The sequence below is a fragment of the Pseudodesulfovibrio senegalensis genome (genome assembly GCF_008830225.1).
In the GTDB taxonomy this organism is placed as follows: domain Bacteria; phylum Desulfobacterota; class Desulfovibrionia; order Desulfovibrionales; family Desulfovibrionaceae; genus Pseudodesulfovibrio; species Pseudodesulfovibrio senegalensis.
Genome location: NZ_WAIE01000001.1, coordinates 822,007 through 848,915 on the forward strand (window position 1 = coordinate 822,007; position 26,909 = coordinate 848,915).

Below are 26,909 nucleotides of genomic sequence, written 5' to 3' on the forward strand. Positions count from 1 at the left end.
CGTTGGTTTCCCGTCCTGCCCCAATGCGGCGGCAGGGCGGGGGACCAGCCTTTGACAGGAGAGCATTCTGTTCGGTGGATTTTCTTGCCTTTGGGCGGCAAATCTGGCACGTCCTCCAAAAACATATTGGAGGGGTGTCATGGACGCGTTGCCCATCAAAAGAGCATTGTTGAGTGTTACCGACAAATCCGGGTTGGCCGAATTTGCGTCGTTTCTTGTGGAAAAGGGTGTTGAACTGGTTTCCACGGGCGGAACAAGAAAAATGCTGCAGGACGCCGGACTGCCCGTGACTCCGGTCAGTGAAGTCACCGATTTCCCGGAAATCCTCGGCGGCAGGGTCAAGACCCTGCATCCGAATATCCATGGCGGCATTCTTGCCGACAAGGACAATCCCGAACATCTGGAAGTGTTGCGCGAGTTCAATATCGAGCCGTTCGACATGATCTGTGTCAATCTTTATAATTTTGCCGAAGCCGCCCGCAAGGGGCTGGCCCTCAAGGACGCTGTCGAGCAGATCGACATTGGTGGTCCGTGCATGCTGCGCGCCACGGCAAAGAATTTTCACAGCATCTGCGTGGTGCCCGGTGTGGAGCATTACGACCGCATCCGCAAGGAAATTGAGGATAACGGCGCGATTTCACTTGCGCTGCGCAAGGAGCTGGCCACCGAGACTTTCAGCATTACCAGCAAGTATGACGCCATGATCACTGAATATCTTGCCGGGCATGACGCCTAGTTTGATTCTGTTTCACAATGAAGAGGCCGGGAGCGGAAGCGGGATGCTTTCCGTACCGTTTCCGGCCTGACCAGCAAGCCGCACGGCGGAGGCTCTCATAGCCCAGAAAACGCAGGGAAATACCCAGGGACTCAAGCCCAGCCAACTCAAGGCGCTTAACCGCCTGTATTCACGACGCTATCCCGTTCATGAAGGATACACGCTGGAACAGGCTCGCGAACTGGCCCGGCTCAGCCATGAGATCGGTCGCCAGATAGGGCTGCTCATCGACCGTCAGGGACGGCCTTCCATGGTGCTTGTTGGTGACCCCACCTCCATCTATATCCCCGAATTGCCGCGTTCGCGCACCGGGGCCGGCCGTTTGCGCGGGCTCCGGCTCATGCACACACACCTTGCCGGGGAACGGCTGTCGCAGGAAGACCTTATGGATATGGTTTTTCTGCGGTTGGACAATGTCATGTCACTGTCCCTGTCCGGCAATGAGCCGGAAAGCGCGGAAGTGGCCTATCTGCTGCCTCCCAATGCCGAGGGGCGCAACTATGAAATGCTGCCTTCCAGTCGTTGGGACCGGCTCGACGTGGATCTCGATGCCACGGTGCAGGCCCTTGAGGACGAATTCGCCCGCGTGCAGGAAGGCGTTGAGGTGGACGGCGACGGAGAGCGCGCCCTGCTGGTCAGCGTGGACACCGCGCCGAAGCCGGCTCAGGAACGGGCGCTTGACGAGTTGGCCGAACTGGCCAAGACAGCCGGACTTTTGCCCGCCGGGACCATGATCCAGCGGGTGCGCAAGCTCAATCCGAAGTATATTCTCGGGCGCGGCAAACTGGCGGACCTCGAGGTGCAGGCTTTGCAGGCCAACGCCTCCATCATTCTTTTCGATCAGGATCTCGCCCCGGCTCAACTGCGCAACATTGCGGACGTGACCGAGCGGCGCATACTGGACCGCACCCAGCTCATTCTGGATATTTTTGCCCAGCATGCCACCAGCCGCGCCGGGAAGCTGCAGGTGGAGATGGCGCAGCTCAAGTACGCGCTGCCGCGTCTTGTGGGACGCAATCGGGCCATGTCCCGGCTCATGGGCGGTATTGGCGGCCGTGGACCGGGTGAAACCAAGCTGGAAGTGGACCGCAGGCGTGCCCGCGACCGTTTGACCAAGCTCAAGAAGGAACTGGCCAATGTGCGCAAACAGCGCGGCCAGACCCGCGAACGTCGGCACAAGGCGGGATTGCCCATCGTTTCTCTGGTGGGTTACACCAACGCTGGCAAATCCACGCTGCTGAATACATTGACCAACAGCGAGGTGCTGGCCGAGAACAAGCTGTTCGCCACGCTTGATCCCACCAGCCGCCGCATCCGTTTTCCCAAGGACCGCGAGGTGGTGCTGACCGACACCGTGGGATTCATCCGCCGCCTGCCGCCGGACCTGAAAGAAGCGTTTCAGGCTACGCTCGAGGAATTGGAATCCGCCAATCTGCTGGTGCTGGTGGCCGACGCCTCGCATCCCGAAGTGGAGGAACAGGTGGAAGCCGTGCGGACCATCCTGAATGACATGGACATGCAGGACGTGCCCACCGTGCTTGTACTCAACAAGTGGGACAGCCTGACGCTGGACGAGCGGGAAGTGATAACCAACATCTTTCCGGAAGGCATCCCGGCCGTGGCTCTCAAACGCAGGTCGTTGGAGCCCGTGGTGGAGGCCATCCTCGCGGGGTTGCCTCGCTCACGGTATTGAACCCGGCGATTGATAATCTGTCATGAGAACGGCCCGGAGCATCGGAATGCTTCGGGCCGCTTTTTGTTATTTGCCGGATAAATGCGGGTTCGCCCGTCGTCAGCTTTTCTTTTTTTGTTTTTGTTCAAAGGAACATTCTTCGCCGGTTTCTATGACTGTCTTGCACAGGCCGCCCACTTTTTTCCCGTCCCAGGAAGCCGCGTCTTCCAGCGGTTCCACATGGATGGTTATCTGGGCGTTGGGCAATTTTTCGTGAATGGCGTCTTCCACGCGCAGACACAGGTCGTGCGAATATTGCACGCTGCGTTCACCGGGCAGGAGCAGGTGGAAATCGATGAAACGTGCGGAGCCGGCCTTGCGTGTGCGCAGGGCATGGTAGGCATACTGGCCGCCGATGTTGTCGGAGATGGCTTGGGCTATGGCACAAATCTCATCCTGGGGCAGGGCATCGTCCATGAGGCCGCCCATGGAACGTTTGAGCAGGTCGAGGCCCGTGCGCACGATGTTCAGGGCCATGATGCAGGCGATGATGGGGTCAAGTATCTGCCATTGGGGCGCGACCAGCAGAATGGCCAGTCCGGCCACGAGCCCTACCGAAGTCCATACGTCCGTGAGCAGGTGTTTTGCATCCGCTTCCAACGTAATGGAATCGAACCGTTTGGCCGCGCGCAGCATGAGTTTGGCCGTGACAAAGTTGACCACGGACGAGAGCAGGGCCAGCCCCAGTCCCAATCCGAGGTTGCTAACGGCCTGCGGATTCATGAAACGGTCGACTGCCGCATAGCTGATACCTACGGCCGCAATGGTAATAAGCATTCCTTCAGCCCCGGAGGCAAAGTACTCGGCCTTGCCGTGCCCGTATGTGTGCTGCCGGTCTGCCGGGCGCAGAGCCACGGTCAGGGCGATAAGGGCGAGAATGCCTGCGGTGAGGTTGACCAGCGTTTCCATGGCGTCGGAAAGCAGCCCCACCGAACCGGTCATGCCCCAGGCGCCGAATTTCAGCCCGAGCGTGATCAGGGATGCGGCGATGGAGTAGTAGACATAGTGCTTGGGAGAGGGCGAAGCCATGGTTGTCCTCGGGGTTTGTTTTCAGTTCATGTTGATGGATGAGAATAAAGAAGGCCGACAGTGACCGTCAACCGCAAAAAAAAGGTCCCGAATGTTCGGGACCTTGTCTTGCTGTCTAGTCTTGATTGCTTTTTTTTGTGCGCCAGGGTTTTTCCTCACCACGTGCCAGTCGCTGGATGTTTTCCCGATGTCGCCAGAACATGAGCACCATGAGGATGGTCGCCACAGGCAGCAGGTGGATATTTCCTGAAAGCAGCGAGAAAAGGGGCAGGCAGACCGCAAAGGTCAGCGAGCCGAGGCTTACGTAGCCGGAAAGGGCGATGACCGCGGCGCAGGCGGCCACGGCAAACAGGGCCGGCCAGAACGAGGCCGCGAGAAAGACGCCGATGGTGGTGGCCACGGCCTTGCCGCCTTTCCAGTTCAGGAAAGGGGAGTACACGTGGCCGAGCACAGCACCGAGCATGATGATGGACAGAAGAATCCAGCCTGCCCCCCATATGTTGGCCATGATCACCGGGATCGCACCCTTGAGAACATCCAGCACGAGTACGGCAATGCCGTAGCGTGTTCCGCAGAGCCGGGCCACGTTGGTGGCTCCGGTGTTGCAGCTGCCGTCCTTTCTGGGGTCGATGTTCCGGAACGTTTTGGCAATGTACAGCCCGAAGGGCAGCGAACCTATGAAGAATGCAAAAAGAATCAGAACGATGGACATGTTCCACTCCTTGAATATTCACGAAAACAACGCATGGACAATACCTGTTTTGGGCAATCTTGAAAAGCTGTCAGGCCTTTCGGCGTACTGCCGGGCGGATGTGCTCGATGACCCGTTTGAGACTGGCCTCGGATTCCTCGGTGGCCAGGTGGTCAACATCTTCCCGGTCCACGAACATGACCGCACCGCACGGGCACATCTCCACGCAGGCCGGGGCCATGCCAAGGTCGCGCCGGGATGCGCACAGGTCGCATTTGCGCACGGCAACTCCCGTGGCCGTAGCGAAAATGGCGCCGAACGGACAGGCCAGAATGCACTGGCGTGTTTCGCAACCCCGGCAGAGCATGGTCTGCAACACCAGTGCCCCGTCCCTGTCGCGGGCGATCGCGCCTTTCTTGCAGACCTTGGCGCAATGGGCGTCCTTGCAGTGGTGGCAGTACAGGGGAACCATGAGACCGTCACGGGTCCGGGTCATGTGGATGCGCGGCTTGTCGTTGATAAAGCCGCACACGGCCTCACAGGTTTCGCAGCCGATGCATTTGCTGTAGTCGATGAACAGGGTTTTTTCCGAACTCATGAGCGGCCTCCCTTGTAGCGTTCCTGCTCAGAGAAGCGCGCGTCCGGATCATGGCTTTGCATGTCCAGCCAGTTGGCCAGCGAGCGGGCAGCCTTGAGGCCGGATTCCACGGCCTTGCCGACCTTGCTCGGGCCGCTGAGCACGTCGCCGGCCACAAATACGTTGTTGATGGCGGTCATGTTCAGCCAGCGGACATCGCCCTTGCGGATGTTTTCCAGCCCCAGTTCCCCGGCAAAGGGCGGTGTTGGGATTTCGCCGATGGCCCCGATCACCGCGTCCGCGGGCAGGGTCTTTTTACCGTCAGGACCTTCGATCTGCAGTTCCTTCACGTGGTCGTCGCCCTGAATGGAGACGGGGGAACTCTTGTCGATCCATTCGGCCCCCAGTTCGAGGAGGCGGTCTATTTCAAACGTGCCGCAGGGCGCGTCCTGTTTGGTGCGTCGATAGACCACGGAAACCTTGGCCGCTTCAAGATGCAGGGCCGCATGGGCCGCGTCCATGGCAGAATGTCCCGCACCGATGACCACGACGTTTTTGCCGGCAACGTCCGGTGTGTGCATGTTGCGCGTGTCGTAGCGGGCGGCGCGGATGGGGAAAAGGAATTCAAGACCGGAATACACGCCTTCCAATTCCTCGCCCGGAATATTCAGCCTGCGGGATTTCCATGACCCCGTGCAGATGATAACGGCGTCGTGCTCTTCCACCAGTTCGCCCAGTCCGATCATGTCCCAGGAGAAATGATCGCCTTCCTCTTCGTGCAGGGGAGCCGAGCAGCAGACTTTGGTTTTACAATGGAAATTGACGCCCAGTGTGCGTTCAAGAATGCGCACGCCCGCGTCGATGCGTGCGGAAGGAATGCGGTGGCTGGGAATGCCGAAGGTCATCAGGCCGCCGGGTTTGGGCAACTTGTCATAGACCTCCACCTGATAGCCCATGCCGCCGAGGTAGCCCGCAGCGGCAAGGCCGGAAGGTCCGGCCCCGATGACCGCCACCTTGCGCCCGTTGGGCGGCAGTGGGGTATGGCGCAGAAAATTGAAGTTCATGGCTTCGTTCATAGATGATTTCTCCGAGGATGGTGCGGGCCGCTGGTCAGTCTTCCAGGGCTTCGGCAACCTTGATTTCATTGGTCAGCGGATCGATTCTTCCGAAATTGATCTGAAAACGCTGGCCCGGGTAGAGTTTGTCCCCCAGCAGTTTGCGGGGCACGCGAACATTGATTTGCAGTTCCGGCATGGCAAGGTTGGGCAGCGGACCGTTTTCGTCCACCACAATGGCCTCCCGAAGCTTTTTGCGTTCGCGGGAAAGATAATGCAGCTTCCAATAGCGCGGGCGGAACCGTTGTACCTGCGAGACCGCACTCATGCGCGGGGAAAGGTGCGTGAGCAGTGATTCCAGCCTGTCGGTATCAAGCCGGGGCTCTCCTTTTTCCAACATGGAGCAGACCTGGGCCATATTCACGAAATCAAGATACCTGCGCAGGGGGGAGGTGATGGACGTGTACGCAGGGACGCCCAGCGCGGCGTGGCGTTTGGGCTGCAGTTCCGTTTGTGCGGGCAGCAGCAGGCGGACTCGGGGCAGTATTTCCGTGGGGTCCGTGAAGATTCCCGCAGCCTCTGCGGGCAGGGCAATGTCCTGCGTGCGGTGCAGCAGGGGGACATTGTTTTCCTGTCCCCACAGGGCCAGGCCGCAGTTGGCCAGTATCATGAATTCGCTGACGATGAGTTCGGCTTCAGGGCAGGCTTCCTTCATGGTCACACAGACCGCGGCGTCGTGGCCTTCGCCTTCCACCGTGACGATGGGTTCTGGCTTGCGGATGATGCATGCGCCGTTGGCAATGCGTCCCTTGATCAGCAGGCTGGCCAGTTCGTGAGCAAGGGCCAGATGTTCATCGCCGTTTTCCGACAGGACCCGTTCCGCATTTTCGTAGGTGTCGTTTTTCTGGATGCGGACCCAGCCGAGGCGCGGTGTTGCCGAGCGAATGGCCCCGTCCGGATCAAGGTCAAAGTCGGCGATCATGGCCGGCCGGTCCTGCCCTTCGAACAGGCTGAACAGCCCGGTGCCCAGTTCCTCGGGCATCATGTGGGTGGAGCCTTCGGGAAGGTACAGGCTGGATGCGCGTTCGAAAACATCCTTGTCCAGCTCGGAGCCGAAGTCCCAGCAGAGCATGGGACGGGCAAGAGCCAGCTGCAGCCGATAACCGTCTTCTGTGCGGCTGACGTGAAATGCATCGTCGATATCTCTGGTCGTGCTGCCGTCAATGCTGACGAAAGGTGTGTCTTCCGGTTCCGTGCGCAACGATTCGAAGCATCCGAACTGTTCGGAAAGTGCCTTCTGATGACGTTTGCTCCAGTCATTGCCCCATTCGTATCCGGCTTCGTCCAGCAGATAGTTGTGGTGCGGCGGGAGCACTCCCCATTTTTGAGCCAGCAACAGGGCAAGGTGGGGTATGTCCGGCAATCCCTTTCGTACCGCGGTCCAGATCTTTTCGCTTTTGTCGTCGGCCTGCTTGGCGATCTGGTCCAGCAGGAGCTGTTTGAGCCGCTCGGTCACGTCGTCGTCCATACGCGGCGTTTTTGCGTCGCAGCCGTGCATGCGTGCTTCCCACAACGCCTTGAACAGGTCTGATCCCGCCCGGACCACGGCTTCCCGTTCCTTTTCCTCGGCCTGCGTCTTGAGGCGCAGCTCAACGGTCTCTTCGGGATAGATTTCAAAGTAGGGCGGCCGAAACTTGAAATGTGTTTTGGCGGAAAGCATGGCCCGCCCCAGGGCTGCCAGCTGATCCGGCCCGGCATCTTCCCAGAGCAAGTCCGCAAACCATTCGAGCTTGGCCTTGTCCAGTTCTCCCTGTGCGAGGTCCCAAAGTTCCATGACGTTCAGTCCGGCCTGTATCTCTCCGCGCCGTTCCTGATGGGCGTTGAGCCTGTCCTGGATTTCCTGCCGGCTGCAACCGGGATCGTGCCCCGGACCGTACCATGGCAAAACCCGTGCGGCAGGGAGTTTCATCTCCCTTTTGTTGATGGTCCATATCCTGAGCTTCCCGGACTGTTCTTCAAGAACCCAGGCCAGTTGCGGCTGGTCACCGTGCATGAATTCCACCACGGCTCCGGGGCGGATATGGGTCAGCGATTTTGACATGTACTCCTCTGCGTGCTGCGGCTGGCGGACAGGAAAAGGCTTCGCGGGGTCCCTTGGGTCCCCCCGCGAAGCCGAATAGGTTGTATCGTATTCCGAGCCGGAATTCCAGCCGTGTAAACAGGCTGATTTTCAGGCTGGCCGATCAGTGCTTGAAGGAGCGTTGGCCGGTGAAGACCATGGCCACCTGCGGGGAGGCCTCGTTCACGGCCTGGATGATCTCGTGGTCGCGGATCGAACCGCCGGGCTGGGCAATGGCGGAGATACCTTCGTCGATGCACAGGTCCACGCCGTCGCGGAACGGGAAGAAACCGTCGGAAACCGCCACCGAGCCGGGCAGTCCGCCCCGGGCCTCTTTGGTTTCGGCCTCGATGGTTTCGAGCTCCTTGGCCATTTCCGCATCGTTGCGCGCGGCCAGCTTGAGCTCAAAGAGGGATTTGCCCAGTTTGGAAAATGCAAGCATGTCCGCATATTTGGTGTAGGCCTTGCTGATGGCCAGCATGACGCACCCCACACGGTCCTGCTCGCCGGTGCCGATGGCGGTGGTAGTTCCGTCCTTGACAAAAAGCACCGAGTTGGAGGTCACGCCCGCTTCAACGGCCCATGCAAAGAGCAGGTCGTCCGCTTCCTTGGCCGAAGGTGCGCGGGCCGTAAAGGATTCTCCGTCTTTTTCGGCGGCAGCGGGAATGAAGTCCCCGGTGGAGAGAATGCGGTTGCGGAAGGAGAATTGCACGACCATGCCGCCATCCATCAGTGATTTGATATCCAGGAACGGGTCCTTGCTGAACGAAGCCAGTTCGTTGATGCCCGGAATCTCGAGTATGCGGAGATTTTTACGTTTTTTGAGCTCTTCCAGAGCGTCGGGCTCGAATTTGGGTGCGGCGACGACCTCGAAATAGGCGTTGTTGATGATGTCGGCCGTGGCTTTGTCCAGCGTACGGTTGACCACGATGGCTCCGCCGAAGGCCGCGATGCGGTCGCACTCGAAGGCCCGCTGCATGGCCGTGGCCAGCCCGTCTTCGGTCCACGCCGCGCCGCAGGGGTTGTTGTGCTTGAGGATGACGGCCGCAGGTTTTGCCGAAAGGTATTGCAGGATGTTCAGCCCGTTGTCCACGTCCGTGAGGTTGATCTTGCCGGGGTGTTTGCCCGCCTGCAGCATGTTGGATTCATTCAGGGCGGAAACAAGTCCCATGCCCGGACCGCGGAAGCGCACGCCGCCGACTTCGAGTTCGCTTTTCTTGAGTTCGAACAGTGCCGCGGGCTGGTCCGGGTTTTCACCGTAGCGCAGGCCTTTGGTCTCGCCGTCGATGTCCCAGGTCCGTTTGGCAAAGACCATTTCCTGCTCGCCGACTTTCAGGGTCAGTTCGTTGGGAAACGGGTCCTGTTGCAGGGTCTTGTACATGTTCTTGAGATCGCTCATTGCCATAATCTCCTGTAATTCAAGGGTGGATGCAGGGCCGAGTGGAACGCTTGGCGGTGCGTGAATTGGTGGGCACATAGCACAGCCGACAGGGGGCGGCAATTGGGTGCTTTGGACCATAAATATTTTTTTTCTGCATTTCGGGGGAAGATTATCATTCCTTAAGAACAGGCAATTGGTGATTATGTCAGTAGAAGTGGCTTTTTTGCTAGTTGACCTTTTTGGTTAGGAGGGGAGATGAAACGATTCAAGGATTGGGGGCTGTCATCGAAGATTTTGATCCTGTTCGTAGGAATGGCAGCAGCTGTTCTTGTGGGTATGGTCTTCTATTATCTGCCTTCAACGACAGAGGCGTTGATGAAGGAGAAGCGCCAGGCCCTTTCGAACACGGTGGACGTGGCTTATACTCTGATTGAGGACTATGCCGCAAAGGCCCGCTCCGGTGCCATGAGCGAAGAAGAGGCCAAGAAAACGGCCGCCGAGGAAGTGGGCACGTTGCGCTATGATGAAAAGGAGTATTTCTGGATCAACGACCTTGTGCCGATCATGATCAAGCATCCCATGAAGCCCGAACTCGACGGTCAGAATCTTGCCGGGATCAAGGATGTCAACAATGTATACCTGTTCAAGGAAATGGCACAGGTGGCCCGGAACAAGGGTGAAGGTTTTGTCGAATATGTCTGGCCCAAGCCCGGTGCGTCCGAACCGCAGCCCAAGCTTTCGTACGTGAGACTTTACAAGCCCTGGGGCTGGGTCGTGGGAAGCGGTCTGTATATTGATGATGTGCGAGATCAGATGAATTCCATGCGGCTGAAGATTCTTGTTCCCACCATCGTGTTGCTGGCGATCATTTTCACCCTCGTATTGCTGGTGGTGCGTTCCATTGTTCGACCCTTGCGACAGGCCGTGGATATCTCGGAAAGAATGTCCCAGGGCGATTTGAGCATGGAGGTTCCTCCGAGCAATAGCGACGAGGCTGGGCTTGTGCTCAGATCCATGAATAGCATGGTTGACAGGCTCAAGCAGATTGTTGCCGAAATTTCGCAGGCCACGGAAAACGTGACTGCGGGCAGCGAGGAGTTGGCCTCCGCCTCCATGGAATTATCGCAGGGCGCAAGCACGCAGGCTTCGGCCGTTGAGGAAGTCTCCGCCTCCATGGAGGAGATGACTTCCAGTATCAGCCAGAACGCGAGCAACGCCAAGACCACGGACGGTATTGCGGTCAAGGCTTCTGCAGACACGGCCCAGGGGGGCGAGGCTGTCCGCAATACTGTCTCGGCCATGAAGGAGATTGCCGAAAAGATTTCCATTGTCGAGGAAATTGCGCGGCAGACAAACCTCTTGGCCTTGAACGCGGCCATTGAAGCGGCCCGGGCCGGCGAACATGGCAAGGGTTTTGCCGTTGTGGCCGCCGAGGTTCGCAAATTGGCAGAGCGCTCCGGACAGGCCGCAGCCGAGATCAGCGAGCTTTCCTCGGACAGCATGCAGGTGGCGGAAGAGGCGGGCGGACTGCTGGAACGCATCGTGCCCGACATCAACAAGACCGCCGAGCTTGTTCAGGAGATAGCCTCAGCCAGTGATGACCAGAATGCCGGGGCCGAACAGGTCAATACCGGCATACAGGACCTGAACAAGGTCGTGCAGCAGAATGCCTCGGCCTCGCAGGAAGTGGCCTCCACGGCAGAAGAGCTTTCCGGACAGGCCGAGCAGCTTCAGGAAACGTTGCGGTTCTTCCGTTTGGATTCCGCCACCATGAGTATGTTGAACCGGGGCAAGAAGGCGGGTGCTAGAAAGCCCTCTGTCGCCTCTCCCAAGGCACTGGGCGCAGGCAAGGGGGCAGCCGCTTCCGGGAAGAACCCCAATCCCGCGGGTCCTGCCGGAAGCGATTCCGGCGCAGCCGGCGGTGGTGTTGATTTGACCATGGATGACGAGGACTTCGAACGGTTCTAGCCTTTGCGCCATCCTTTGGCAGCAACAACAGGCCCTTGCCTTTGGCAGGGGCCTTTTTGTTGAACCCGCCGGGATTCACGGAATTTTACGTTTGGCGGGTCTGAGGGTTTTCTGTTATGGGTTATTCCGTGCGCGTGCGTCATATGCTCCGCACGGCAAATTCGCATTGTGAGGATATATATTAGTAATGGCTGAATCCTATCTGGAAAAGGCGCTGGTCAAGCTGGCGCGGCAATTGAATGCCTATGACGAGGCGTCGCTCATGAGCCTGTGGGAAAAGTATGCCGAACAGGTTCGGCGTTTCGAACCCACCAAGCGTTGGGAAGAATCCGTTATCATGTTCAACATGATACAGTCCGTGCGCTTCAAGAACCAGCTTTTCAATTACAACTGGGCGCAGTCGCGGGAACCCGGTGCAGATATGCCGACCGATCTGGCTGCATTGACGGCCCCGGAAAAAAAGAAACGGCCTGTCCCGGAGTCCGTGCCACATGCCGTGGACAATGCGGATGACGACGATGTCCGCGATCGTCACAAGGGCAAGGTGCTCAAGCTGACCCCCAAGGATCGGGGCTGACCCCGGGTTGACAGTTTCTTCTCGAATTCATTAACGCAAATTCTTTATGACTAAGTGCGCAGGCCGTGCATGTTCGGCGGCGGCGTGTTCAAGGAGCAGAAATATGGCCAATATTGTTGTTTTCGGGTCCCAATGGGGGGACGAGGGCAAGGGCAAGATCGTTGACATGCTGGCTGAAAAAGCCTCTGCCATCGTTCGTTTTCAGGGCGGCAACAATGCCGGGCATACGCTGGTTGTGAACGGCGAACAGTGCATCCTTCACCTCATCCCGTCCGGCGTGCTGCATGCGGGCAAAAAGTGTCTGATCGGCAACGGCGTGGTGCTTGATCCCGTGGTTTTCTGCGAAGAGCTGGACAAACTGGCCGAGCGCGGTATCGACGTTTCGCCCGAGCGCCTCATGGTCAGCAAGAAGACCCACGTGATCATGCCCTACCATCGGGCAATGGACGTTGCGCGTGAATCCACAAAGTCCGACGCCAAGAAGATCGGCACCACCGGGCGCGGCATCGGCCCTTGCTACGAGGACAAGATGCACCGTTGCGGCATTCGTGCCGGAGATTTCATCAACAAGGACTTGCTGCGCGAAAAGATCGACAAGGCCCTTGAGGAAAAGAACGTTCTGTTGCAGCACCTGTATGACGAACCGGCCATTGACGCCCAGACCGTGTATGACGAGGTCCTGCCGTACGTGGATCGTCTGGTTCCGTATCTTGGCGACGTGTCTTCGGCCATTCAGGACACCAACGAAAAGGGCGGCATGGTCCTTTTTGAAGGTGCACAGGGAACGCATCTGGACATTGACCACGGAACTTATCCGTTCGTGACCTCCAGCAACACCGTGACCGCGAACGCCGCGTCCGGTTCGGGCTGCTCGCCGCGGGCGCTGAACCGCATCGTGGCCATCGTCAAGGCCTACACCACCCGTGTGGGCGGCGGTCCTTTTGCCTCCGAGCTTTTTGACGCGGACGGCGACTACATGCAGACCAAGGGCGGCGAGTTCGGTGCAACCACCGGGCGCAAGCGCCGCTGCGGCTGGCTGGACATGGTCGTGTTGCGTGAATCCGTGCGCCTCAATGGTCCCACGGAACTGGCCATCACCAAGCTGGATGTCCTTTCCGGCCTCAAGGAACTCAAGATCTGCGTGGCCTACAAGTACAATGGCGAGGAGATTTTGTATCCCCCGCAGGAACAGAACGGCATGGCCTCCGTGGAGCCGGTGTACGAAACCCTGCCCGGGTGGGACGAAGACATCACTGCGGCCAAGTCGTGGGACGACCTGCCCGACAATGCGCGTGATTATCTCAAGCGCATCGAGGAGTTGTCCGGCGTGCCCGTGGGTTTGGTTTCCGTTGGTCCCGACCGCGCACAGACGTTTTAGGAGGGCGGCCGGTGTCCGGAGTCGCTGATCCGATTCAGACCCTTGCGAACCAGCAGGAGGCCGTGCGCCGTCTGGACGCGCTGGCCGGTGATCCCCCGCAGAGTATTGTTGTCGAGGGCGGCACTGCCGACGAGCGTGTTGCCCTCGCTCTTTATTGGGCCATGAAGCTTAATTGCCGAACCGGGAATCCGCCGTGTGGCACGTGTCCGGCCTGTCGGCAGATCGTTGATCTGGCTTTCAACGACCTGTTGTTCTTCGATGGGCGGGAAGGGCTGATCAAAGTGGACAATGTCCGTGAGGCCCGACCGGTATGGGGGCAGCCCCCCAACGGCGACGGCTATCGGGTCACCATATTTGCCGAGGCCCAGCAGTTCATGACCGAATCGGCCAACGCGCTGCTCAAGTCGCTGGAAGAACCGCGCCCCGGCAATGTGTTCATTCTGGCCGCACCGCAACGAGAACGGCTGCTGGAAACACTTGTTTCGCGCAGTTGGGTGGTGACAATGGCCTGGCCGGACATCCGAACCAACTCCCCGGAAATCAACGAATGGACAGCCGCCTTGACCGGTTTCTGGCGCAGCGGGCGGGGGTGGTTTGAGCGCACTTCGCCCAAGGGTGCCGTGGACAAGGATATTGCCCTTCAGATTGTTTTGGGCATGCAGCGGGAGTTGCGTGAATGCCTTCGCGGAGAATGTGCATCTCCGGTGGCCAGGGCCATGTCCTCATACGGTCCTGCCGGGTTGCGGCGTATTGATCTTGCCCTGTGTCAGGCGCAGGAGGCTCTCAATACGCAGGTGCCGGTCAACCCTGCCCTCGTGCTGGACTGGATTGCCACCCGTATGGTGTGATTTTTTTTCTGCCCGGTGTCCGCAGGTGGGCGCACATGGATGAAAGCAAGGCTGGGCATGGCTTAAACGATGGTTTGAAACGGCAAAAAACTTTGACTCAAATCGTTGCATGCCCTATCTTGCACGCTTGCAACTTCGTCAAAATGCCTTTTGTCTCATTATCAAAACAGGAATCAGGATTAGTACATGTACACACTGCGTACCCTCCCCGGAGATGATGTCCGGCAGATCATGTGGCGTTATGCGGATCGGTATGATCTGCAAATGTCCGTGCAGTCCGCCCGCGGCATAGCCCGTACCGTGGTTGCCAAGCTCGTGGCCGAAGGCGCACGCAATACGCACGAATGGACGGATCAGAAAGCCGAACTCCTGACCGCGTTCGACCAGTCCGGTCTTACCGCGTTGTTTATGGACCCGCATCAGGGCGGTTTCATCGAAGGCCCCAAGAATCTGGCCCTTGCATTGGCCGCGTTCGAACTGGCTTGGGTTGACGGCGGCGCAGCCACCTGCTCCTTGGCCACCAACCTTGCCCTGGCCCCCATTCACGAAAAGGGTACGCCCGAACAGCGTGATACCTATATGGGCCAGTGCGTGCCTCCCCAGCCGGGCGAAGACAGGGAAATACGTCGCGGCGCGTTTGCGCTGACCGAACCCCTGCCGTACATCGGCGTGGACACGGGCGTCATGTGTGGCAAGGTCCGCGTTGCCGAGTGGAACGACGAAGATCCCATTCTTGAAGTGGACAAGCGCGGCCGGTTCATCACCAACATGGATTTCGCCAACTTCGTGACCGCCGCAGTGGAGTCCGACGACGAGCGCATCAAGAGTTCGTGCATGATCATCCTCGAAGAGGAAGACGAAGGCACCTATGATCGCGGCGCGCCGACCCTGAAGATGGTGCACCAGCTTTCCTCCACCCGCGACCCGGTGCTCAAGCTCCGCGTTCCGGCCAGCCGCATTATCGGCGGATTCGAAATCAAGGACGGGACCATTATTCCCAAATACAGCCACGGCGAGATCATCGGGTCCGTATTCCATCGTACTCGTATTCCCGTGGGCCTCATGACCATGGCCAAGCTGATATCCGCAGTGGAGCCGGTCATCCGGTACCACCGCAAGCGCTTTCAGGGCGGCGACGCCGCCAAGGAAGGAACGCCGCGTTTCGACCACGGCATCCAGATGAACGAAGACGCACTGCAGCGCCTGGTGGACGTTTGGGCTTCGGGCGAAGCCGGATGTTCCCTCGGGTTTGCTGCCTCCCGCCTTGCCGATGCCTTTGATCCCATTGAAAAGGCCAAGGAAAAGCTTTTCGAGGAGCAGGGAGTTGTCGGTCCGCGCAAGCAGATGATGGCTCTGCGCAAGCTCAAGGACACGGTGCAGGAGTTTGTGGAATTGGAGCATTTGCCCGAATCCGAGCGCGATGCTGCACGCTATCAGGAGCTCAAGGACGACACGTTGGTCCAGTTCGCCTACATGGAAGCGTTGGCCGGTATCCTTAACCCGGCCACCAAGCTGTGGTGTACGGGCGTGGGCGCAACCGTCATGCGCGAGGCTGTGAGCCTTGTGGGCGGTTACGGGATCACCGAGGATTGTCCGGGATTCCTGATGCAGAAATGGACCGACGCCCAGCTTGAGGCCACCTATGAAGGCCCCGAAGCCGTCCAGCGTCGTCATATGTCCGTGACCATGACCAGCGACGTGTTCCAGGCCACGGTTTCCGCGTGGATCGGCCAGTTGCGCCGGGTGGAATCCGATAATCCGGGCATGGGAGCGGAAGCGACTGCCTCGGCTCTTGAGCTTTGGCAGTGGACCCTGAACCATTTGCAGAACACCAAGGATGCCGAAGGCCGCAAGCTTTATCACAACAAGCGGCAGGGCGTGACCTTCCCCATGGCCGATGCTTTGGGATGGTTGCTCGGACCCTATTACCTGATTCTCGACATTCTCGAACTCAAGGAAAAGGGTGCCATGAATCCGGTGCTGGCCGACGGCATTGATGATCTGGTGGCCTTTTACATGGATATGGCCAATGTTCAGGCTGCCCGTGCAGCCGGTGAGGCCGCACGTATCTGTACCGAGTTGGTCTACGGCTTCGCCAACGGCGCGCCCGAAGGCGTGGAGCCGTTCGCGGGACTCAAGGCCAAGGTGGACGCGGGTATGGCCGGGGCGCGTCTGTCCAAGGACCGCGCAGGCAAGGCCCTGTCTGGAGTCATGATTCCTGAAGCATTGGATTATCCCCTGTAATAAAAGTAAAAACTACGGATGCCCGGCCCGGCCGGGCATCCGTTTTTCGAGAGAGCCAATGAGCGACACCGTGCAACGCCAGGAAATGGAAGCCGACATCGTTTGTGTCGGATTTGGACCGGCAACCGGTGGTTTCTTGACCACCCTTGGCCGTGCTCTTGTGAACGAGGACGGAACCCCGCTGGCCGAGAGCAAGGTCATGCCCGGAATGCCGCCGCAGGTCATCTGCTACGAGCGCGCCGACGACATCGGATTCGGCGTGTCCGGCGTGGTCACCAAGGGCCGTTCCATCAAGGAATCCTTCCCGGATCTCGATCTTTCCCAGATTCCCATGGCCCACGAGGTCACCGAAGAACGCGTGGCCTATTTGCTGGACCCCATCGGTGCGAGCCGTCGCAGCGCCCCGGTCAAGGTGGCGGACGCGGGCCTCAAGTTCGTTGCTCGCGATCATGCCGTGGAATTGCCGTGGATTCCCGAATTTTTGCAGAAACATGGCGGCATGGTCCTTTCCATGGGCCAGTTCAACCAGTGGGTCGGTTCCCAGGTCATGGGTTCGGGTCTTGCTCAGATTTGGCCGGGAACCCCGGTGGCCGAGCCGCTCCTGAACGGGCGCGCTGTCAAGGGCGTTCGTCTGGTGGATCAGGGCGTGGACAAGCAGGGCAATCCTGATGCCGGATACATGCCTGGCATGGATGTGAAGGCCGCCCTGACCGTGGTGGGCGATGGCCCGGTGGGCTCGGTGGGCCAGTATCTGGACCGCGAACTCGGTCTGCCCGAGGGCAAGCACCAGCGCGAATGGGCCGTGGGCATGAAGATGGTGGTGCAGTTGCCCGAGGGCTGTGAACTCAAGCCCGGCACCGTATTGCACACGCTGGGCTATCCCGAGCCTGAAATTTTCGGATTCATGTACGTGTACCCGGACATGTCCGCCTCGCTGGGTATTTTCGTGCCATCGTGGTTCGACAATCCGGTGCGTACGGCCTACCGCTACATGCAGCACTGGATGATGCACCCGTATCTGTGGAAGCACCTTGAGGGCGGCACCCTGCGTTCGTGGGGAGCCAAGTCCCTTCAGGAGTCTGGTTTGCAGGGAGAGCCGTTCCTTGCTGGGGACGGATTCGCGCGTATTGGCGAAGGTTCCGGCTCCACCAACGTGCTGACCGGATCGGGCGTTGACGAGGCATGGGCCACGGGCGTGCAGCTTGCCGAAGCCGTGATCGAACTGATGCGGGAGCGCAGGCCGTATACCCGGGAAAATCTCGAATCCGCTTATGTGCAGCGCCGTCGTGAAAGCTGGGTGGGCGAGGAGGCGGAACAGGCCGCCAAGGCCCGTGACGGCTTTACCTTGGGTTTCATTCCCGGCATGTTGGGCATGGCTCTCTCCGGACTGACGCGCGGCACCATCAATATGCCCGGACGTTCTCGCAAGCCGTGGGAGCGCATTCCGCGTATTGAGGAATATTTCAAGGGCGTTGTCACCGAGCAGGAGTTGATTCAACTGCGCAAGGAATGCCAGGCCAAGGGCGCGAGCCTGCATGACGCGCTCATGGACCGGGCCGGATGGCCGGAAGTTCCGCTGGACGGAAAACTGTTGGTATCGCATCAGGATGCCCTGCTCATGGGGGGCAAGGTGGTAGCCAATCCGGGCTATGCCGATCATGTGACGTTTGCGGATTCCTATGCCTGTTCGGTCTGTACCGAGCAGGTCTGTTCGGAAATCTGTTCCGGGCAGGCCATCAGCGTGAATCCCGAAGGAGGGGCGCCGTTGTTTGACCGGGAAAAATGTGTGCATTGCGGAGCCTGCCTCTGGAATTGCAGCAAGCCGCATCCCGAGGATGATGAGAACACCAACGTGCAGTTCGCCGCCGGGTCGGGCGGTTTGCATTCTGCGGAAAACTAGAAGATTGCCGGACCGGCAGTGCCGGAAACCGGATGGATACTGGCGGGCGGAGTTGGTCCGCACTGCCGAGCCAAGCAAGGAGTAAATACCGATGAGCAACGAATTCCACATAGTGGTTTGCGGTTCCATTGTCCCGGACCCGTTGCAAACCCTGGAACCCGTTCAGGGAGCACAGGGCCCGGAACTCAAGAACGAAATGATGCTGCCTGCTGTTCTGGACCCGTGGGCCGGACATGCCCTGTACGAGGCCGCCAATCTTGCGGCCAAGAATCCGGGCAGCAAGGTTTGGCTGGTGAGCCTTGGTCCCAAGGCTAAATTGCAGCAGGTGATGATGAATATTGCCCAGAAGGTGCCGTTCGAGCTTGTTTGTGCGGACGGATCGGCCTCCGGGTTCACAGACAGTTTCGAAGTGGCCACGGTTTTGGCCCAGTCCATTGAAGGTATTCAGGGGCTGGATAAATCCAAGCTGTTGGTGTTCGGCGGCTGGCAATCCGCTTCCCGCGGTTCCGGTGCGGTCATGCAGATGCTGGGCGAGTTGCTCGGCATAAGCGAACAGTTTCAGGGTGTGGACAAACTTACGGCCGGCGATGACGGTTCCCTTGAAATCATGGAGCGCATTGAAGGCGGCGCATATCAGGTTTCGGCCTGCAACGGCACGCCCGCCGTGTTGGGTTGGGCCACCGGCGAACTGCCCGAGCCGCCCAACAACCCGCAGGTGGGCATGCAGAACATGCGTCTGGTCATGCCGGCGCTGCAGCAGGCCAAGCCTGCGGACGTGGTGCAGGGGTCCTCGCTGGCTTTCGCTGCTGTGGAATTGCCGCAGCAACGCCGCGAAACCCGCGTGGTCAAGGACATGCCGGTCGAAGACATGGCCCGTGAAATCGTAGAATGGCTCAACAGCTAGCCAGCACCAAACAAAAGGATTGATCGGATATGAGTACGATATTGTATCTGGCGCATACGGAAGCTGACGGAACGCTGGCCAAGATTTCCCGCGAAGCCCTGACCGCAGCCCACCAGCTTGCCGCTGGAATGGGTGCGGAACTGGCCGTGGGGCTTGTAGGCGAGGACGTGGGAGCTGCTGCGGAATCCGTGGCAGGCTGCAAAGCCCGTTTTCTGGGCGTTTCCGGCGATGCGTTTTCTCAAGGCCGCTATGCTTCAGACCTGGCTGCGGCCGAGGCGCTGTTCAAGGCGGTGAATCCCGATATGGTGGTTGCCCCGGCGTCGTTCCGTTTCAGCCGGGCCATTCCCGGACTCGCGGTTCGCGTGCAGGGCAGGGTGGACACTCACCTGACCGGCCTTGAAGCCAAGGACGGGAAACCCGTTGCTAAACGCTGGTTCTACCGTCAGCGCATGGTGGGCGAGTTCTCGCGTGACGAGCGTCCGTGGATCGTGACCGTTGACGCGGGGTGTTTTGAGGCCTTTGAGGAATCCGGAAGCGCTGATGTTGAACTGGTGCAGGTTTCTCTGCCCGAGATGCGTACCACCGTTACCGGAATACAAGCTCCGGACGCGGACGAACAGACCATTCGCCCGGATGCCAAGACCCTGCTTGTCGCTGGCGCAGGCTGGACCAAGAAGCAGGCTGACGGACAGTCCCATGTGGACGTGGCTGAAGAGGTCCTCATGCAGTTCCTCGGAGCTACCAAGGCTTCCCTCGGTTCTTCCAAATCGCTGGTGGATATTTCCGGTGAAGGGCAGGCCGTGATTTCCTTCCTTACGCATCTGCATCAGGTTGGGCAGACCGGCTCGACCCCACGGCATGCCAAGGGCTTGGCTACCTGTTGCCACGGTGAGGAACCGCATGTGGTGGGTTGGCGCTTCATCAACGAACGCCGAGCCATCAATACGGACGCCTCCTGCGGCTGGGCGCAGGGCAAGGCAGATGTCCTGTATGTTGCCGACGCCTTTGAGCTCATGAAGAAGGTCAACGAACTGCTTTGATGTTATTTTGAGCTGAAGAATACCCTCCCGGCCCCGGTACGCTTGACGTTCGGGGCCGTTTTCTTTGCGTGAAAGACGTTGCACCTGATTGATTCCTTGCCGAAACGATTATATGTACAACGAAACAAAATGAAATCCCGACCCTTGGGTCGTATTTCACGGAGGCCCAACGATGAGAAAGATATTGTTTGCGGTTTGCATATTCATGCTTGCCCTGTCCGGTTGCCGTTCCGTTGGCACCATGACCAGAAACATCACTGGTTCCGACGATGCTCTCGTGGCACAACTGTCGGAGGAGCAACTGGCTCCGGTGGACGAGGCTCGCTTTCACCTTAATGTCGCCAATGAAGAGGTTTCGTTGTCCGAACTCAAACAGGAGCTTGCGGATTACCGTGCCGACATTGCCGCCTTTGAACTGTCTTTGGCCAAAAACAGGCAGGAACGGCAGGAAATCGAACTGGATATCGCACAGGAAAAGGCTTTGTCGCAGGCTGGAATGCGTGAACCGGGAGAAAGTGCCAAGAATCTTGCGGCATACAACGACGAGCATATGTCAAACGAGTCCAAGCGCTATGATATTGAAGCCAAGATCAAGAAGGTGCAATTGCGCGTTGAAGATTTGACCGCTCGTATTGAAGCGCAGGAACAGCGCGTGGCCTCCATGAGCTATTCCACGCCCGTGGCATCGCCGGTTGCGCAGCCGCCCACGTCCGACGCGAGCACCCCGTCGGATGCCGGATCTGGCACTGTTGATGCCGAGGTGAAATCGCAGGATTCCAAGGAGGGTGTGGAGCTTCCGGATTACCTCAAGGTGGAAGAGGATTCGGAAACAACCAACGGCGGCGACAATGGATACGAGGTTGAGGAAGGCGCTCTGAGCAATTAAGCGGACGATAAATAAGAGAACCAAAGGCCTCTTTCGAGAGGCCTTTTTTTGTGGATGGCATGAGGCAAGGTTTAAAAAAAAATCGGCTTCCCCGAGCCAATCCCGGAAAAGCCGTTTCTTCTTAATCGCAAAAGAAAGAAGGATATTCTAGTTTAAGCAACTGGCGTGCCAAGAACTGTATGGTTTGACGTATTTCCTTATAGGTCTGAAATACCACACTTTTGTATCGGCAACAGGCTGCCTGCATGTCGGTTTTGTTCAACAGCGGGTAAAAAAACTTGAACGTTCCATGTTTTTGCCGGGTCGCAATTCCACTATTTGTACTTCTGAGCCGCACACTACGTGTTCTTCTCAGAATGTTGCCTGATGACCATGCTGGCGGCTTCCTTGCCCAGTGCATTTGCACGCCGTTCTCCGCCCATGTCTTCGTGGTTCGGAATTGGGGCCGCCATGGTTTGGATGGTCTGTGTGGGAAAAGCGAATTCGACGCCGATGGTTTCGGCCAAGATCATGAAGTCCAGAATCAAACGTTCGCGCAGGGCGAGTTCTTCGCTTTTCTTTTCCACGTCCAGATGCATGTTGATCCTGATGTCGATGGAATGGCTGCCCAGATCATATACGCTGACGTGCCGATGGCTCGGCTTTATCTTGTTGTTTTCATTGAGCAAAGCCTTGATACCGCTGACGTAGGCCACGAGCTTGTCCGGCGGAGTGTCGTAGGTCAGGGAGAGCAGGGTTTTGAATCGCCGTGATTCCCGTTTGCCCATGTTGTCCACTGCCGATGTTATGAACGTGGCGTTCGGAATCGTGACGAGGGACGACTCGCGGGTTCTGATGGTGGTGCTGCGAATGCCTACGTTTTCCACGACCCCGCGAATGTTGTTCACCTGGATTCTGTGGCCGTTGGCAAAAGGCCGCGAGGTGATGATCATTATTGTGCCAAAAATGTTTTCAACCGTGTTTTTGCTGGCCAGAGCCAGTGCCACACCACCAATGCCGAGGGCGGCGAGGACGCGTGTGCTGTCCTGGCCAAACAGGGCTGCAACCTGAAACAGACCGATGAGACCCACGACAATGCGGAGCATTTGCCCCATGACAAGAATGAATGTTCCTTGTGAACGCGAACCGGATACATCGGCAAGCCAGCGGCTTGTGAACATGACGGCCTGACAGCCTACCAGTGTTGCCGAGAGCGTGAATGCGGTCCTGATGCAAAGAATGGTTATGGAGGCGAAGAATTCGTAATCAAGCACCAGTTCGGCATACATCTCCCATAAGCCCGTAAGGAAGAGAATCTTCATGGGCAGGGCCAGGGAGTTCACTTTGTCTTCAAGGTACAGTTGCGGCTTTTTTGCCTTGAGCCAGAGCATGATGATGTGACCGTTTTTGTGCCCGAGTCGCCACGCCAGGGGAGAGAGGATCAGCACGATGACCAGAGCCAGATATTTCCACAGATTGATCCCGAAAACAGGCTGTTCCATGGCAGGGGCATGTTGTTGGATGAAGTCGTCCAATCGAACCGTTGTGGTCAGGTTGGCTCCCAGAAACGGGTTGATGCCCTGCTTCAGAGCATCGGCGATTGTTTCGTCGTAGATGTCCTTGACCACATCCAGCGTTTCCGGACTGAATTTCCAGGATTTAAGACCGTCCTTGTCGGTAGTGATCTGCATGCCGATGGCGCCCAGACCGTTCCTGTGCAGGAAGGTTGGAGCCTTTGACGATTCGGACGTGGCTGGCAGGTCGTCCACGTCCACGGCGGATTCCAGCGTCAACACGCGATAGAGCATAATGGCCAGGTTGGGTCCTTCCGTAACCTGTTTCGGCGGTGAAAGTTCGGAAAGGTCCAGTGCCTGCGTTGCGTCCTGCAGGTTGTATCCTGCAAAATTTTCCACCCCGGCGATAAGGGTCATCATGCTGCGATACGGAGAAACGAAACGGGGATTGAACTCGTCGCTGTCTTTCCCCAGGTTTGTGACCTTTTCAAGGCGGTTGCGCAGATGCGCGTATACTCTGGTCAGGGCCGGCTGACAGATGCTTTTGTCAGAAAAGCGCCATTTCCCCTCCGAATCCTTGCGGAGTGTCAGCGGCAGGGGAGTCCCTCGCCCGTCCTTGATGTACACGACCGCGGTGTCGCTGTCCTGCGGGGCATCGGGGATGGCTTCGTCCATGTCGAGACCTTGATTTTCCAGTACAAAGAAAAGGCGGGATATGCTTTTTCGTATCAGGGATTCCTTTGGGCCGTTTTCGGTGAAGGCAATGTATTGATCCAGAGGGGGCTTGTTCCCCTTTCCTGCTTCATCACTGATCATGGCTTCCATGAACGAGCGGAACAGTGTCCGCAAGCCGTCAGCATGGTGGGTGTTTGCTGCCTGAGCATAATTGGGCAGCAGCAAAACAATGGCAACGGCGAATGGGACAAATACGGAGGGCAAGCGTTTCATGTAGGTATGTCTCCTGTGTCGAAGTACTTAATTCATATATAGTTGCGAACAAATGTGCGCAACCTGAATTCAGGCACGCCTGTGCGGTCTTTTGTTTCTATTGCTGGGAATCATTACCCGTTTTTGTCATGTTCTATTTCTCACAAGTTTTGATTGGTCAATCAACCAAAAAATACTTAAATCAATTAAAACAGTAGCTTAAGCGTTAAAAAAAATGTAGATTTTGTTTTTTTGATGTATTAGTACTGGAATCAGTCGTGGTGACTAATATATTTCAACTCTCAACGAGAGAGAAGGTAAGGTAATTATCATGAAGCGTTTGAGCATAATCGTTCTTTTGATGTTTGCGGTGGTCGCAGTGGCCGCCATGGCCGATACCGACAAGTCCGTGGCCAGTCCGGTGGATACCGTGGCCAAGGCCAAGAAGGCCGATCTTGAAACACGTGCCGTTCTTGACGGCAAGGTTGTTCGCAAGGTTGCCGACGGCGAGTATGTTTTTTCTGACGGAACCGGAGAGATTCGTCTGCAGGTCATGAATCCGGCGCAGTTGGAGATGGCCATGGCCGATTCCGAAGCGACCGTGCATGTGGTGGGCCATGTGGCTCAGGACATGATGATGACGCAGGTTACCGCCGACGTCATTTCCATTCAGGACTAACACGTTTTTGGTTGATGGTTTGCCGGGAGGCGGGAGTGTTGTGCCCGCCTCCCTTTTTTTGCGTTGTCAGTGCTAGTTCATCGACGGCAGTTCGAGTGAGTTCTGGCTTTCGACTCTTTCTTCGATTTCATCGTCCAACAGGGGGAAGAAATCAAGGCAGGTGCATTTTTCTATTTGATTGACCGTTGCCCGGTAATCATCCTCGTCAGCGCTTCTTGCTGTGTCCTGCCCGAACATGTATCCCGTCACCAGTATCGGTTCGTCCTCATCTTCCTGTTCAATGGCGATGATCTTCCAGTATCCTGTGGGGATGCGGTGGGTCATGCTCGCGTTTGGCAATTTTCCCCATATTTGTCCGTACAGGGGACCGGTCATGACGTATACGGTTTCATCTTCGGCAGCCAACTTGCGAACGCGTACTTCCACACGCAGCCATGCTCCCTGGTTCAGGTCCGATTTCTGGGGTGTGATGTTGGAGAGGAAATTTGTTTTTCTCCAATATGCGGTGTTGCTGAAAGAACCGAGTGGGGCCTGGTGCCCCCGGTCAACGTCCAGAGTTGCGTGTGCTCCCTGATAGTCCGAGGGGACTAGAGTCTGGCCGTTGGGGATATTCGGGTCCTTTTTCCAGACACGTTTGGTTTTGCCGGCCGGAGTGAACATGTCTTTTTCCAGCTTGTAGGCCACCCATGTGGCAAATTTGGTCATGCCGTCGTTGCTCAGCTTGTAGATGGTGTGATCAACGGTCAGGTTTGTCGTAGGCGCGCCCGTGGGGTCGCCATAGATCGTGAAGTTCGCCTGTGCCATGACGGGCAGAACGACCAATGCGCAGAATCCCAGCGTTGCGCCCCATATCAGGGACAGTTTGCGTTGCATCATGATGCCTCCTTGAATGTTCGGGTTGCGGATGCTCGAAAGGAGAATCCTGTCATATCTTTTGCACGATATTCAGGAGGCGTTTAGTGCCAGGTTGTTATCAGGGGGCGGTGTTTTGCCGTGCTCCCCGTGTGTGAACATGGGGCCTTATGGATTGGTGATGGATGGGCAAAAAAGAGCCGGTGACTGTGTTTCAGTCGCCGGCCTGTGCTTGTTCGGATGAGGAGGGGGGGATGGTGGAGTCAGAGAGTGGACCACGCAAGTTTGACGGCCAGCAGAACAAGGCAGCCCCCCAGCATCCTTTTGACTGTCTGCGGTTGGATGTTCGAGTGCATGAACCGTGTTCCGAGATAGCCGCCCGCCCACGCCGCGAGTCCTGCCAGGGCCAGCAGTTTCCATGAAACAGACCCCATTGCCGCATAGGCCATGAATGCGGAAAATGAGGAAAACGGCACGGCAAGAGCCGTCACGGTGGTCACCTTTTTGGGGTTGAAGCCCTGAAGAATCATGAGCGGCGAAATCACGCCGCCGCCCCCCACCCCCAGCAGGCCGGAAAGGAATCCAGCCAGAACGCCCGTAAGCAACGGACCCATGACCGGACGATCCTCACGGTATTGGTGCGCGTATTTCGAGCCCTTGAAAAAGAGCATCATGGAACCGGAGAAGACCAGAAAACCCATGAACATGAAGAGAAGTGTCCTCGTTGGCAGATGGTGCCCGGCCCATGCCCCGAACGGTGCGAGCACAAACGAGGATATTATGATCGGAAGACCCAGACGGAAATCCAGCCGTTTGGCGCGGATGTTTGAATACGTGGCACCAAGCATGCTGACGCAGTTGACGAAGAGCCCTGTCGGCCGGGCAAGGTTGAATGGAATGCCCAGCCATGTGAGGGTGGGGATGAGTATGATCGCAGAGCCGACCCCGCCCAAAGCAAAAAGAAAGCTCATGCCGAATGAGAGAATGACGATCGCGATTGTGAGAGTGTCCATTGTTTGATTTCCGTTCGAATATGAATGTGGCCTTTCCCGGCGTTGTGTCGGAAAAGGCCGTGAAATTATGCCTTGGCCAGCGGACCCGGTTTGAATTTTTTGATCATGTCTTCCATGGACGCGCTCAGTGCGCGCACATTTTCATAGCCCTGCGCGAGCAGGTAGGTGTATGCGATCACGCCGCGGAATTCGGAAGAGCAGAACGGAACGATGAGCTTTTCCTTGGGAAGTTCACCAAGGCGGTCGGGCAGTTCATTCAGTGGAATGTGCTTGGCAAAGGGAAAGCGGACATATTCCACTTCCTTGTCTGTGCGCACGTCCAGAAGGATGACGTTGTCGGCGTGGACCTTTTGGGCCATGACGTCCACGTTCATGCTGTGGCTGCCCGATCCGAAGAATTCGAAATTCATGTCCTTGAGTATGGCGTTCAGGTTTTCCATATTTTACTCCTTGTGGTTGTATTGCAAAAGTCTGGTCTTTTCGCATGATGTTTGGCGAAAAGACCAATTGATAGACAAAAAATTATTGGCCGCCCGCCTTGAGCACGGACTCCATGCAATGGAAAAACGTAAGTACGCAGGGGACCTTGAGGCTGTAGTACACGTTTTTGCCGCGTTTTTCGTCTTCCACGATCCCGGCATTCTTGAGAATGCTCAAATGTTTGGAAACAGTGGAGATGTCGTGCCCTACAAGTGTTGTAAGGTCGCAGACGCATTGTTCACCGTGGGCCAAGGCATCGACCATCATCAATCGGGAAGGATGGGCCATGGCTTTCATGATTGCGGCTCGTTGTTCATAGTGGGCCGCGTCGCATTTTGTTGTGTGTTTGTTCATGGTATTC

General features: G+C 57.6%; 23 protein-coding genes. 12 read left to right on the plus strand and 11 right to left on the minus strand.

The genetic code is table 11. The features are described from left to right. Positions 1 to 139 precede the first annotated feature (139 nt). Together F8A88_RS03700 and hflX are read left to right on the plus strand one after the other, a co-directional pair. Positions 140 to 736, plus strand: a complete 597-nt coding sequence (locus F8A88_RS03700) for an IMP cyclohydrolase (protein ID WP_151149741.1) — start codon at positions 140 to 142, stop codon at positions 734 to 736. Between the two features lie 289 nt (positions 737 to 1,025). Then, positions 1,026 to 2,468 (plus strand): GTPase HflX, encoded by a 1,443-nt coding sequence (gene hflX / locus F8A88_RS03705; protein ID WP_241667328.1) that lies wholly within the window; start codon positions 1,026 to 1,028, stop codon positions 2,466 to 2,468. A 99-nt stretch (positions 2,469 to 2,567) separates the two neighbouring features. Here hflX and F8A88_RS03710 read toward each other — a convergent pair whose 3' ends face one another. The 6 genes from F8A88_RS03710 to F8A88_RS03735 all read right to left on the minus strand — a co-directional run bounded on the left by F8A88_RS03710 (position 2,568) and on the right by F8A88_RS03735 (position 9,377). Further along, positions 2,568 to 3,536, minus strand: a complete 969-nt coding sequence (locus tag F8A88_RS03710; protein WP_151149743.1) for a cation diffusion facilitator family transporter — start codon at positions 3,534 to 3,536, stop codon at positions 2,568 to 2,570. 115 nt (positions 3,537 to 3,651) lie between these two features. Next, on the minus strand, positions 3,652 to 4,248 hold the full coding sequence (gene plsY, locus F8A88_RS03715; RefSeq protein ID WP_151149744.1) for a glycerol-3-phosphate 1-O-acyltransferase PlsY: 597 nt from the start codon (positions 4,246 to 4,248) through the stop codon (positions 3,652 to 3,654). 70 nt (positions 4,249 to 4,318) lie between these two features. After that, positions 4,319 to 4,825, minus strand: coding sequence for a 4Fe-4S dicluster domain-containing protein (locus F8A88_RS03720; protein WP_151149746.1), 507 nt, complete (start codon positions 4,823 to 4,825; stop codon positions 4,319 to 4,321). Continuing rightward, positions 4,822 to 5,880: an FAD-dependent oxidoreductase gene (locus F8A88_RS03725; RefSeq protein WP_151149747.1), complete on the minus strand. Its 1,059-nt coding sequence runs from the start codon at positions 5,878 to 5,880 to the stop codon at positions 4,822 to 4,824. Before F8A88_RS03725 ends, F8A88_RS03720 begins: the two co-directional genes overlap by 4 nt. Before the next feature lie 34 nt (positions 5,881 to 5,914). Further along, on the minus strand, positions 5,915 to 7,960 hold the full coding sequence (locus tag F8A88_RS03730; RefSeq protein ID WP_151149748.1) for a ribonuclease catalytic domain-containing protein: 2,046 nt from the start codon (positions 7,958 to 7,960) through the stop codon (positions 5,915 to 5,917). A gap of 142 nt (positions 7,961 to 8,102) precedes the next feature. Next, positions 8,103 to 9,377 carry an IMP cyclohydrolase gene (locus tag F8A88_RS03735; RefSeq protein WP_151149749.1) on the minus strand — a complete coding sequence of 425 codons (1,275 nt, stop codon included), beginning with the start codon at positions 9,375 to 9,377 and terminating at the stop codon, positions 8,103 to 8,105. A 237-nt stretch (positions 9,378 to 9,614) separates the two neighbouring features. Here F8A88_RS03735 and F8A88_RS03740 point away from each other — a divergent pair, with 237 nt between their 5' ends. From F8A88_RS03740 to F8A88_RS03780, 9 genes are all read left to right on the plus strand, one after another. Beyond that, complete coding sequence (locus tag F8A88_RS03740; RefSeq protein ID WP_151149750.1) at positions 9,615 to 11,327, plus strand: methyl-accepting chemotaxis protein; 1,713 nt, start codon at positions 9,615 to 9,617, stop codon at positions 11,325 to 11,327. 187 nt (positions 11,328 to 11,514) lie between these two features. Continuing rightward, positions 11,515 to 11,904, plus strand: coding sequence for a hypothetical protein (locus tag F8A88_RS03745; RefSeq protein WP_151149751.1), 390 nt, complete (start codon positions 11,515 to 11,517; stop codon positions 11,902 to 11,904). Between the two features lie 103 nt (positions 11,905 to 12,007). Then, positions 12,008 to 13,282, plus strand: a complete 1,275-nt coding sequence (locus F8A88_RS03750; protein ID WP_151149752.1) for an adenylosuccinate synthase — start codon at positions 12,008 to 12,010, stop codon at positions 13,280 to 13,282. A gap of 11 nt (positions 13,283 to 13,293) precedes the next feature. Then, positions 13,294 to 14,130 (plus strand): DNA polymerase III subunit delta', encoded by an 837-nt coding sequence (locus tag F8A88_RS03755; RefSeq protein WP_151149753.1) that lies wholly within the window; start codon positions 13,294 to 13,296, stop codon positions 14,128 to 14,130. Positions 14,131 to 14,316: 186 nt separating this feature from the next. Then, positions 14,317 to 16,374, plus strand: a complete 2,058-nt coding sequence (locus F8A88_RS03760) for an acyl-CoA dehydrogenase family protein (protein WP_151149754.1) — start codon at positions 14,317 to 14,319, stop codon at positions 16,372 to 16,374. A 58-nt stretch (positions 16,375 to 16,432) separates the two neighbouring features. Continuing rightward, a complete protein-coding gene (locus F8A88_RS03765) occupies positions 16,433 to 18,274 on the plus strand; it encodes a 4Fe-4S ferredoxin (protein WP_151149755.1) in 1,842 nt (613 codons plus the stop codon). 91 nt (positions 18,275 to 18,365) lie between these two features. Further along, entirely contained in the window at positions 18,366 to 19,178 is an 813-nt protein-coding gene (locus F8A88_RS03770; RefSeq protein ID WP_151149756.1) for an electron transfer flavoprotein subunit beta/FixA family protein, read from the plus strand. A gap of 29 nt (positions 19,179 to 19,207) precedes the next feature. Continuing rightward, positions 19,208 to 20,218 carry an electron transfer flavoprotein subunit alpha/FixB family protein gene (locus F8A88_RS03775; RefSeq protein ID WP_151149757.1) on the plus strand — a complete coding sequence of 337 codons (1,011 nt, stop codon included), beginning with the start codon at positions 19,208 to 19,210 and terminating at the stop codon, positions 20,216 to 20,218. 172 nt (positions 20,219 to 20,390) lie between these two features. After that, positions 20,391 to 21,104 (plus strand): hypothetical protein, encoded by a 714-nt coding sequence (locus tag F8A88_RS03780; RefSeq protein ID WP_151149758.1) that lies wholly within the window; start codon positions 20,391 to 20,393, stop codon positions 21,102 to 21,104. 338 nt (positions 21,105 to 21,442) lie between these two features. Here the strand turns inward: F8A88_RS03780 and F8A88_RS03785 are convergent, their stop codons facing one another. Further along, positions 21,443 to 23,545, minus strand: a complete 2,103-nt coding sequence (locus tag F8A88_RS03785; RefSeq protein WP_151149759.1) for a mechanosensitive ion channel family protein — start codon at positions 23,543 to 23,545, stop codon at positions 21,443 to 21,445. 310 nt (positions 23,546 to 23,855) lie between these two features. Between F8A88_RS03785 and F8A88_RS03790 the strand changes: the two genes are divergently transcribed. Beyond that, a complete protein-coding gene (locus tag F8A88_RS03790) occupies positions 23,856 to 24,203 on the plus strand; it encodes a NirD/YgiW/YdeI family stress tolerance protein (RefSeq protein ID WP_151149760.1) in 348 nt (115 codons plus the stop codon). Between the two features lie 72 nt (positions 24,204 to 24,275). Here the strand turns inward: F8A88_RS03790 and F8A88_RS03795 are convergent, their stop codons facing one another. From F8A88_RS03795 to F8A88_RS03810, 4 genes are all read right to left on the minus strand, one after another. Next, positions 24,276 to 25,079, minus strand: a complete 804-nt coding sequence (locus tag F8A88_RS03795; protein WP_151149761.1) for a DNA/RNA non-specific endonuclease — start codon at positions 25,077 to 25,079, stop codon at positions 24,276 to 24,278. Between the two features lie 239 nt (positions 25,080 to 25,318). After that, positions 25,319 to 26,068 carry a sulfite exporter TauE/SafE family protein gene (locus F8A88_RS03800; protein ID WP_151149762.1) on the minus strand — a complete coding sequence of 250 codons (750 nt, stop codon included), beginning with the start codon at positions 26,066 to 26,068 and terminating at the stop codon, positions 25,319 to 25,321. 65 nt (positions 26,069 to 26,133) lie between these two features. After that, on the minus strand, positions 26,134 to 26,508 hold the full coding sequence (locus F8A88_RS03805) for a rhodanese-like domain-containing protein (protein ID WP_151149763.1): 375 nt from the start codon (positions 26,506 to 26,508) through the stop codon (positions 26,134 to 26,136). A gap of 82 nt (positions 26,509 to 26,590) precedes the next feature. Next, entirely contained in the window at positions 26,591 to 26,902 is a 312-nt protein-coding gene (locus F8A88_RS03810; RefSeq protein WP_151149764.1) for an ArsR/SmtB family transcription factor, read from the minus strand. Positions 26,903 to 26,909: the final 7 nt, after the last annotated feature.

Coding starts and splice junctions, on each gene's coding strand:
- F8A88_RS03740 (WP_151149750.1), top strand. CDS start 9,615: ATGAAACGATTCAAGGATTGGGGGCTGTCATCGAAGATTTTGATCCTG.
- F8A88_RS03725 (WP_151149747.1), bottom strand. CDS start 5,880: ATGAACGAAGCCATGAACTTCAATTTTCTGCGCCATACCCCACTGCCG.
- F8A88_RS03700 (WP_151149741.1), top strand. CDS start 140: ATGGACGCGTTGCCCATCAAAAGAGCATTGTTGAGTGTTACCGACAAA.
- F8A88_RS03735 (WP_151149749.1), bottom strand. CDS start 9,377: ATGAGCGATCTCAAGAACATGTACAAGACCCTGCAACAGGACCCGTTT.
- F8A88_RS03720 (WP_151149746.1), bottom strand. CDS start 4,825: ATGAGTTCGGAAAAAACCCTGTTCATCGACTACAGCAAATGCATCGGC.
- F8A88_RS03710 (WP_151149743.1), bottom strand. CDS start 3,536: ATGGCTTCGCCCTCTCCCAAGCACTATGTCTACTACTCCATCGCCGCA.
- F8A88_RS03795 (WP_151149761.1), bottom strand. CDS start 25,079: ATGATGCAACGCAAACTGTCCCTGATATGGGGCGCAACGCTGGGATTC.
- F8A88_RS03790 (WP_151149760.1), top strand. CDS start 23,856: ATGAAGCGTTTGAGCATAATCGTTCTTTTGATGTTTGCGGTGGTCGCA.
- plsY (WP_151149744.1), bottom strand. CDS start 4,248: ATGTCCATCGTTCTGATTCTTTTTGCATTCTTCATAGGTTCGCTGCCC.
- F8A88_RS03785 (WP_151149759.1), bottom strand. CDS start 23,545: ATGAAACGCTTGCCCTCCGTATTTGTCCCATTCGCCGTTGCCATTGTT.
- F8A88_RS03765 (WP_151149755.1), top strand. CDS start 16,433: ATGAGCGACACCGTGCAACGCCAGGAAATGGAAGCCGACATCGTTTGT.
- F8A88_RS03750 (WP_151149752.1), top strand. CDS start 12,008: ATGGCCAATATTGTTGTTTTCGGGTCCCAATGGGGGGACGAGGGCAAG.
- hflX (WP_241667328.1), top strand. CDS start 1,026: ATGGTGCTTGTTGGTGACCCCACCTCCATCTATATCCCCGAATTGCCG.
- F8A88_RS03810 (WP_151149764.1), bottom strand. CDS start 26,902: ATGAACAAACACACAACAAAATGCGACGCGGCCCACTATGAACAACGA.
- F8A88_RS03730 (WP_151149748.1), bottom strand. CDS start 7,960: ATGTCAAAATCGCTGACCCATATCCGCCCCGGAGCCGTGGTGGAATTC.
- F8A88_RS03770 (WP_151149756.1), top strand. CDS start 18,366: ATGAGCAACGAATTCCACATAGTGGTTTGCGGTTCCATTGTCCCGGAC.
- F8A88_RS03745 (WP_151149751.1), top strand. CDS start 11,515: ATGGCTGAATCCTATCTGGAAAAGGCGCTGGTCAAGCTGGCGCGGCAA.
- F8A88_RS03775 (WP_151149757.1), top strand. CDS start 19,208: ATGAGTACGATATTGTATCTGGCGCATACGGAAGCTGACGGAACGCTG.
- F8A88_RS03805 (WP_151149763.1), bottom strand. CDS start 26,508: ATGGAAAACCTGAACGCCATACTCAAGGACATGAATTTCGAATTCTTC.
- F8A88_RS03760 (WP_151149754.1), top strand. CDS start 14,317: ATGTACACACTGCGTACCCTCCCCGGAGATGATGTCCGGCAGATCATG.
- F8A88_RS03780 (WP_151149758.1), top strand. CDS start 20,391: ATGAGAAAGATATTGTTTGCGGTTTGCATATTCATGCTTGCCCTGTCC.
- F8A88_RS03800 (WP_151149762.1), bottom strand. CDS start 26,068: ATGGACACTCTCACAATCGCGATCGTCATTCTCTCATTCGGCATGAGC.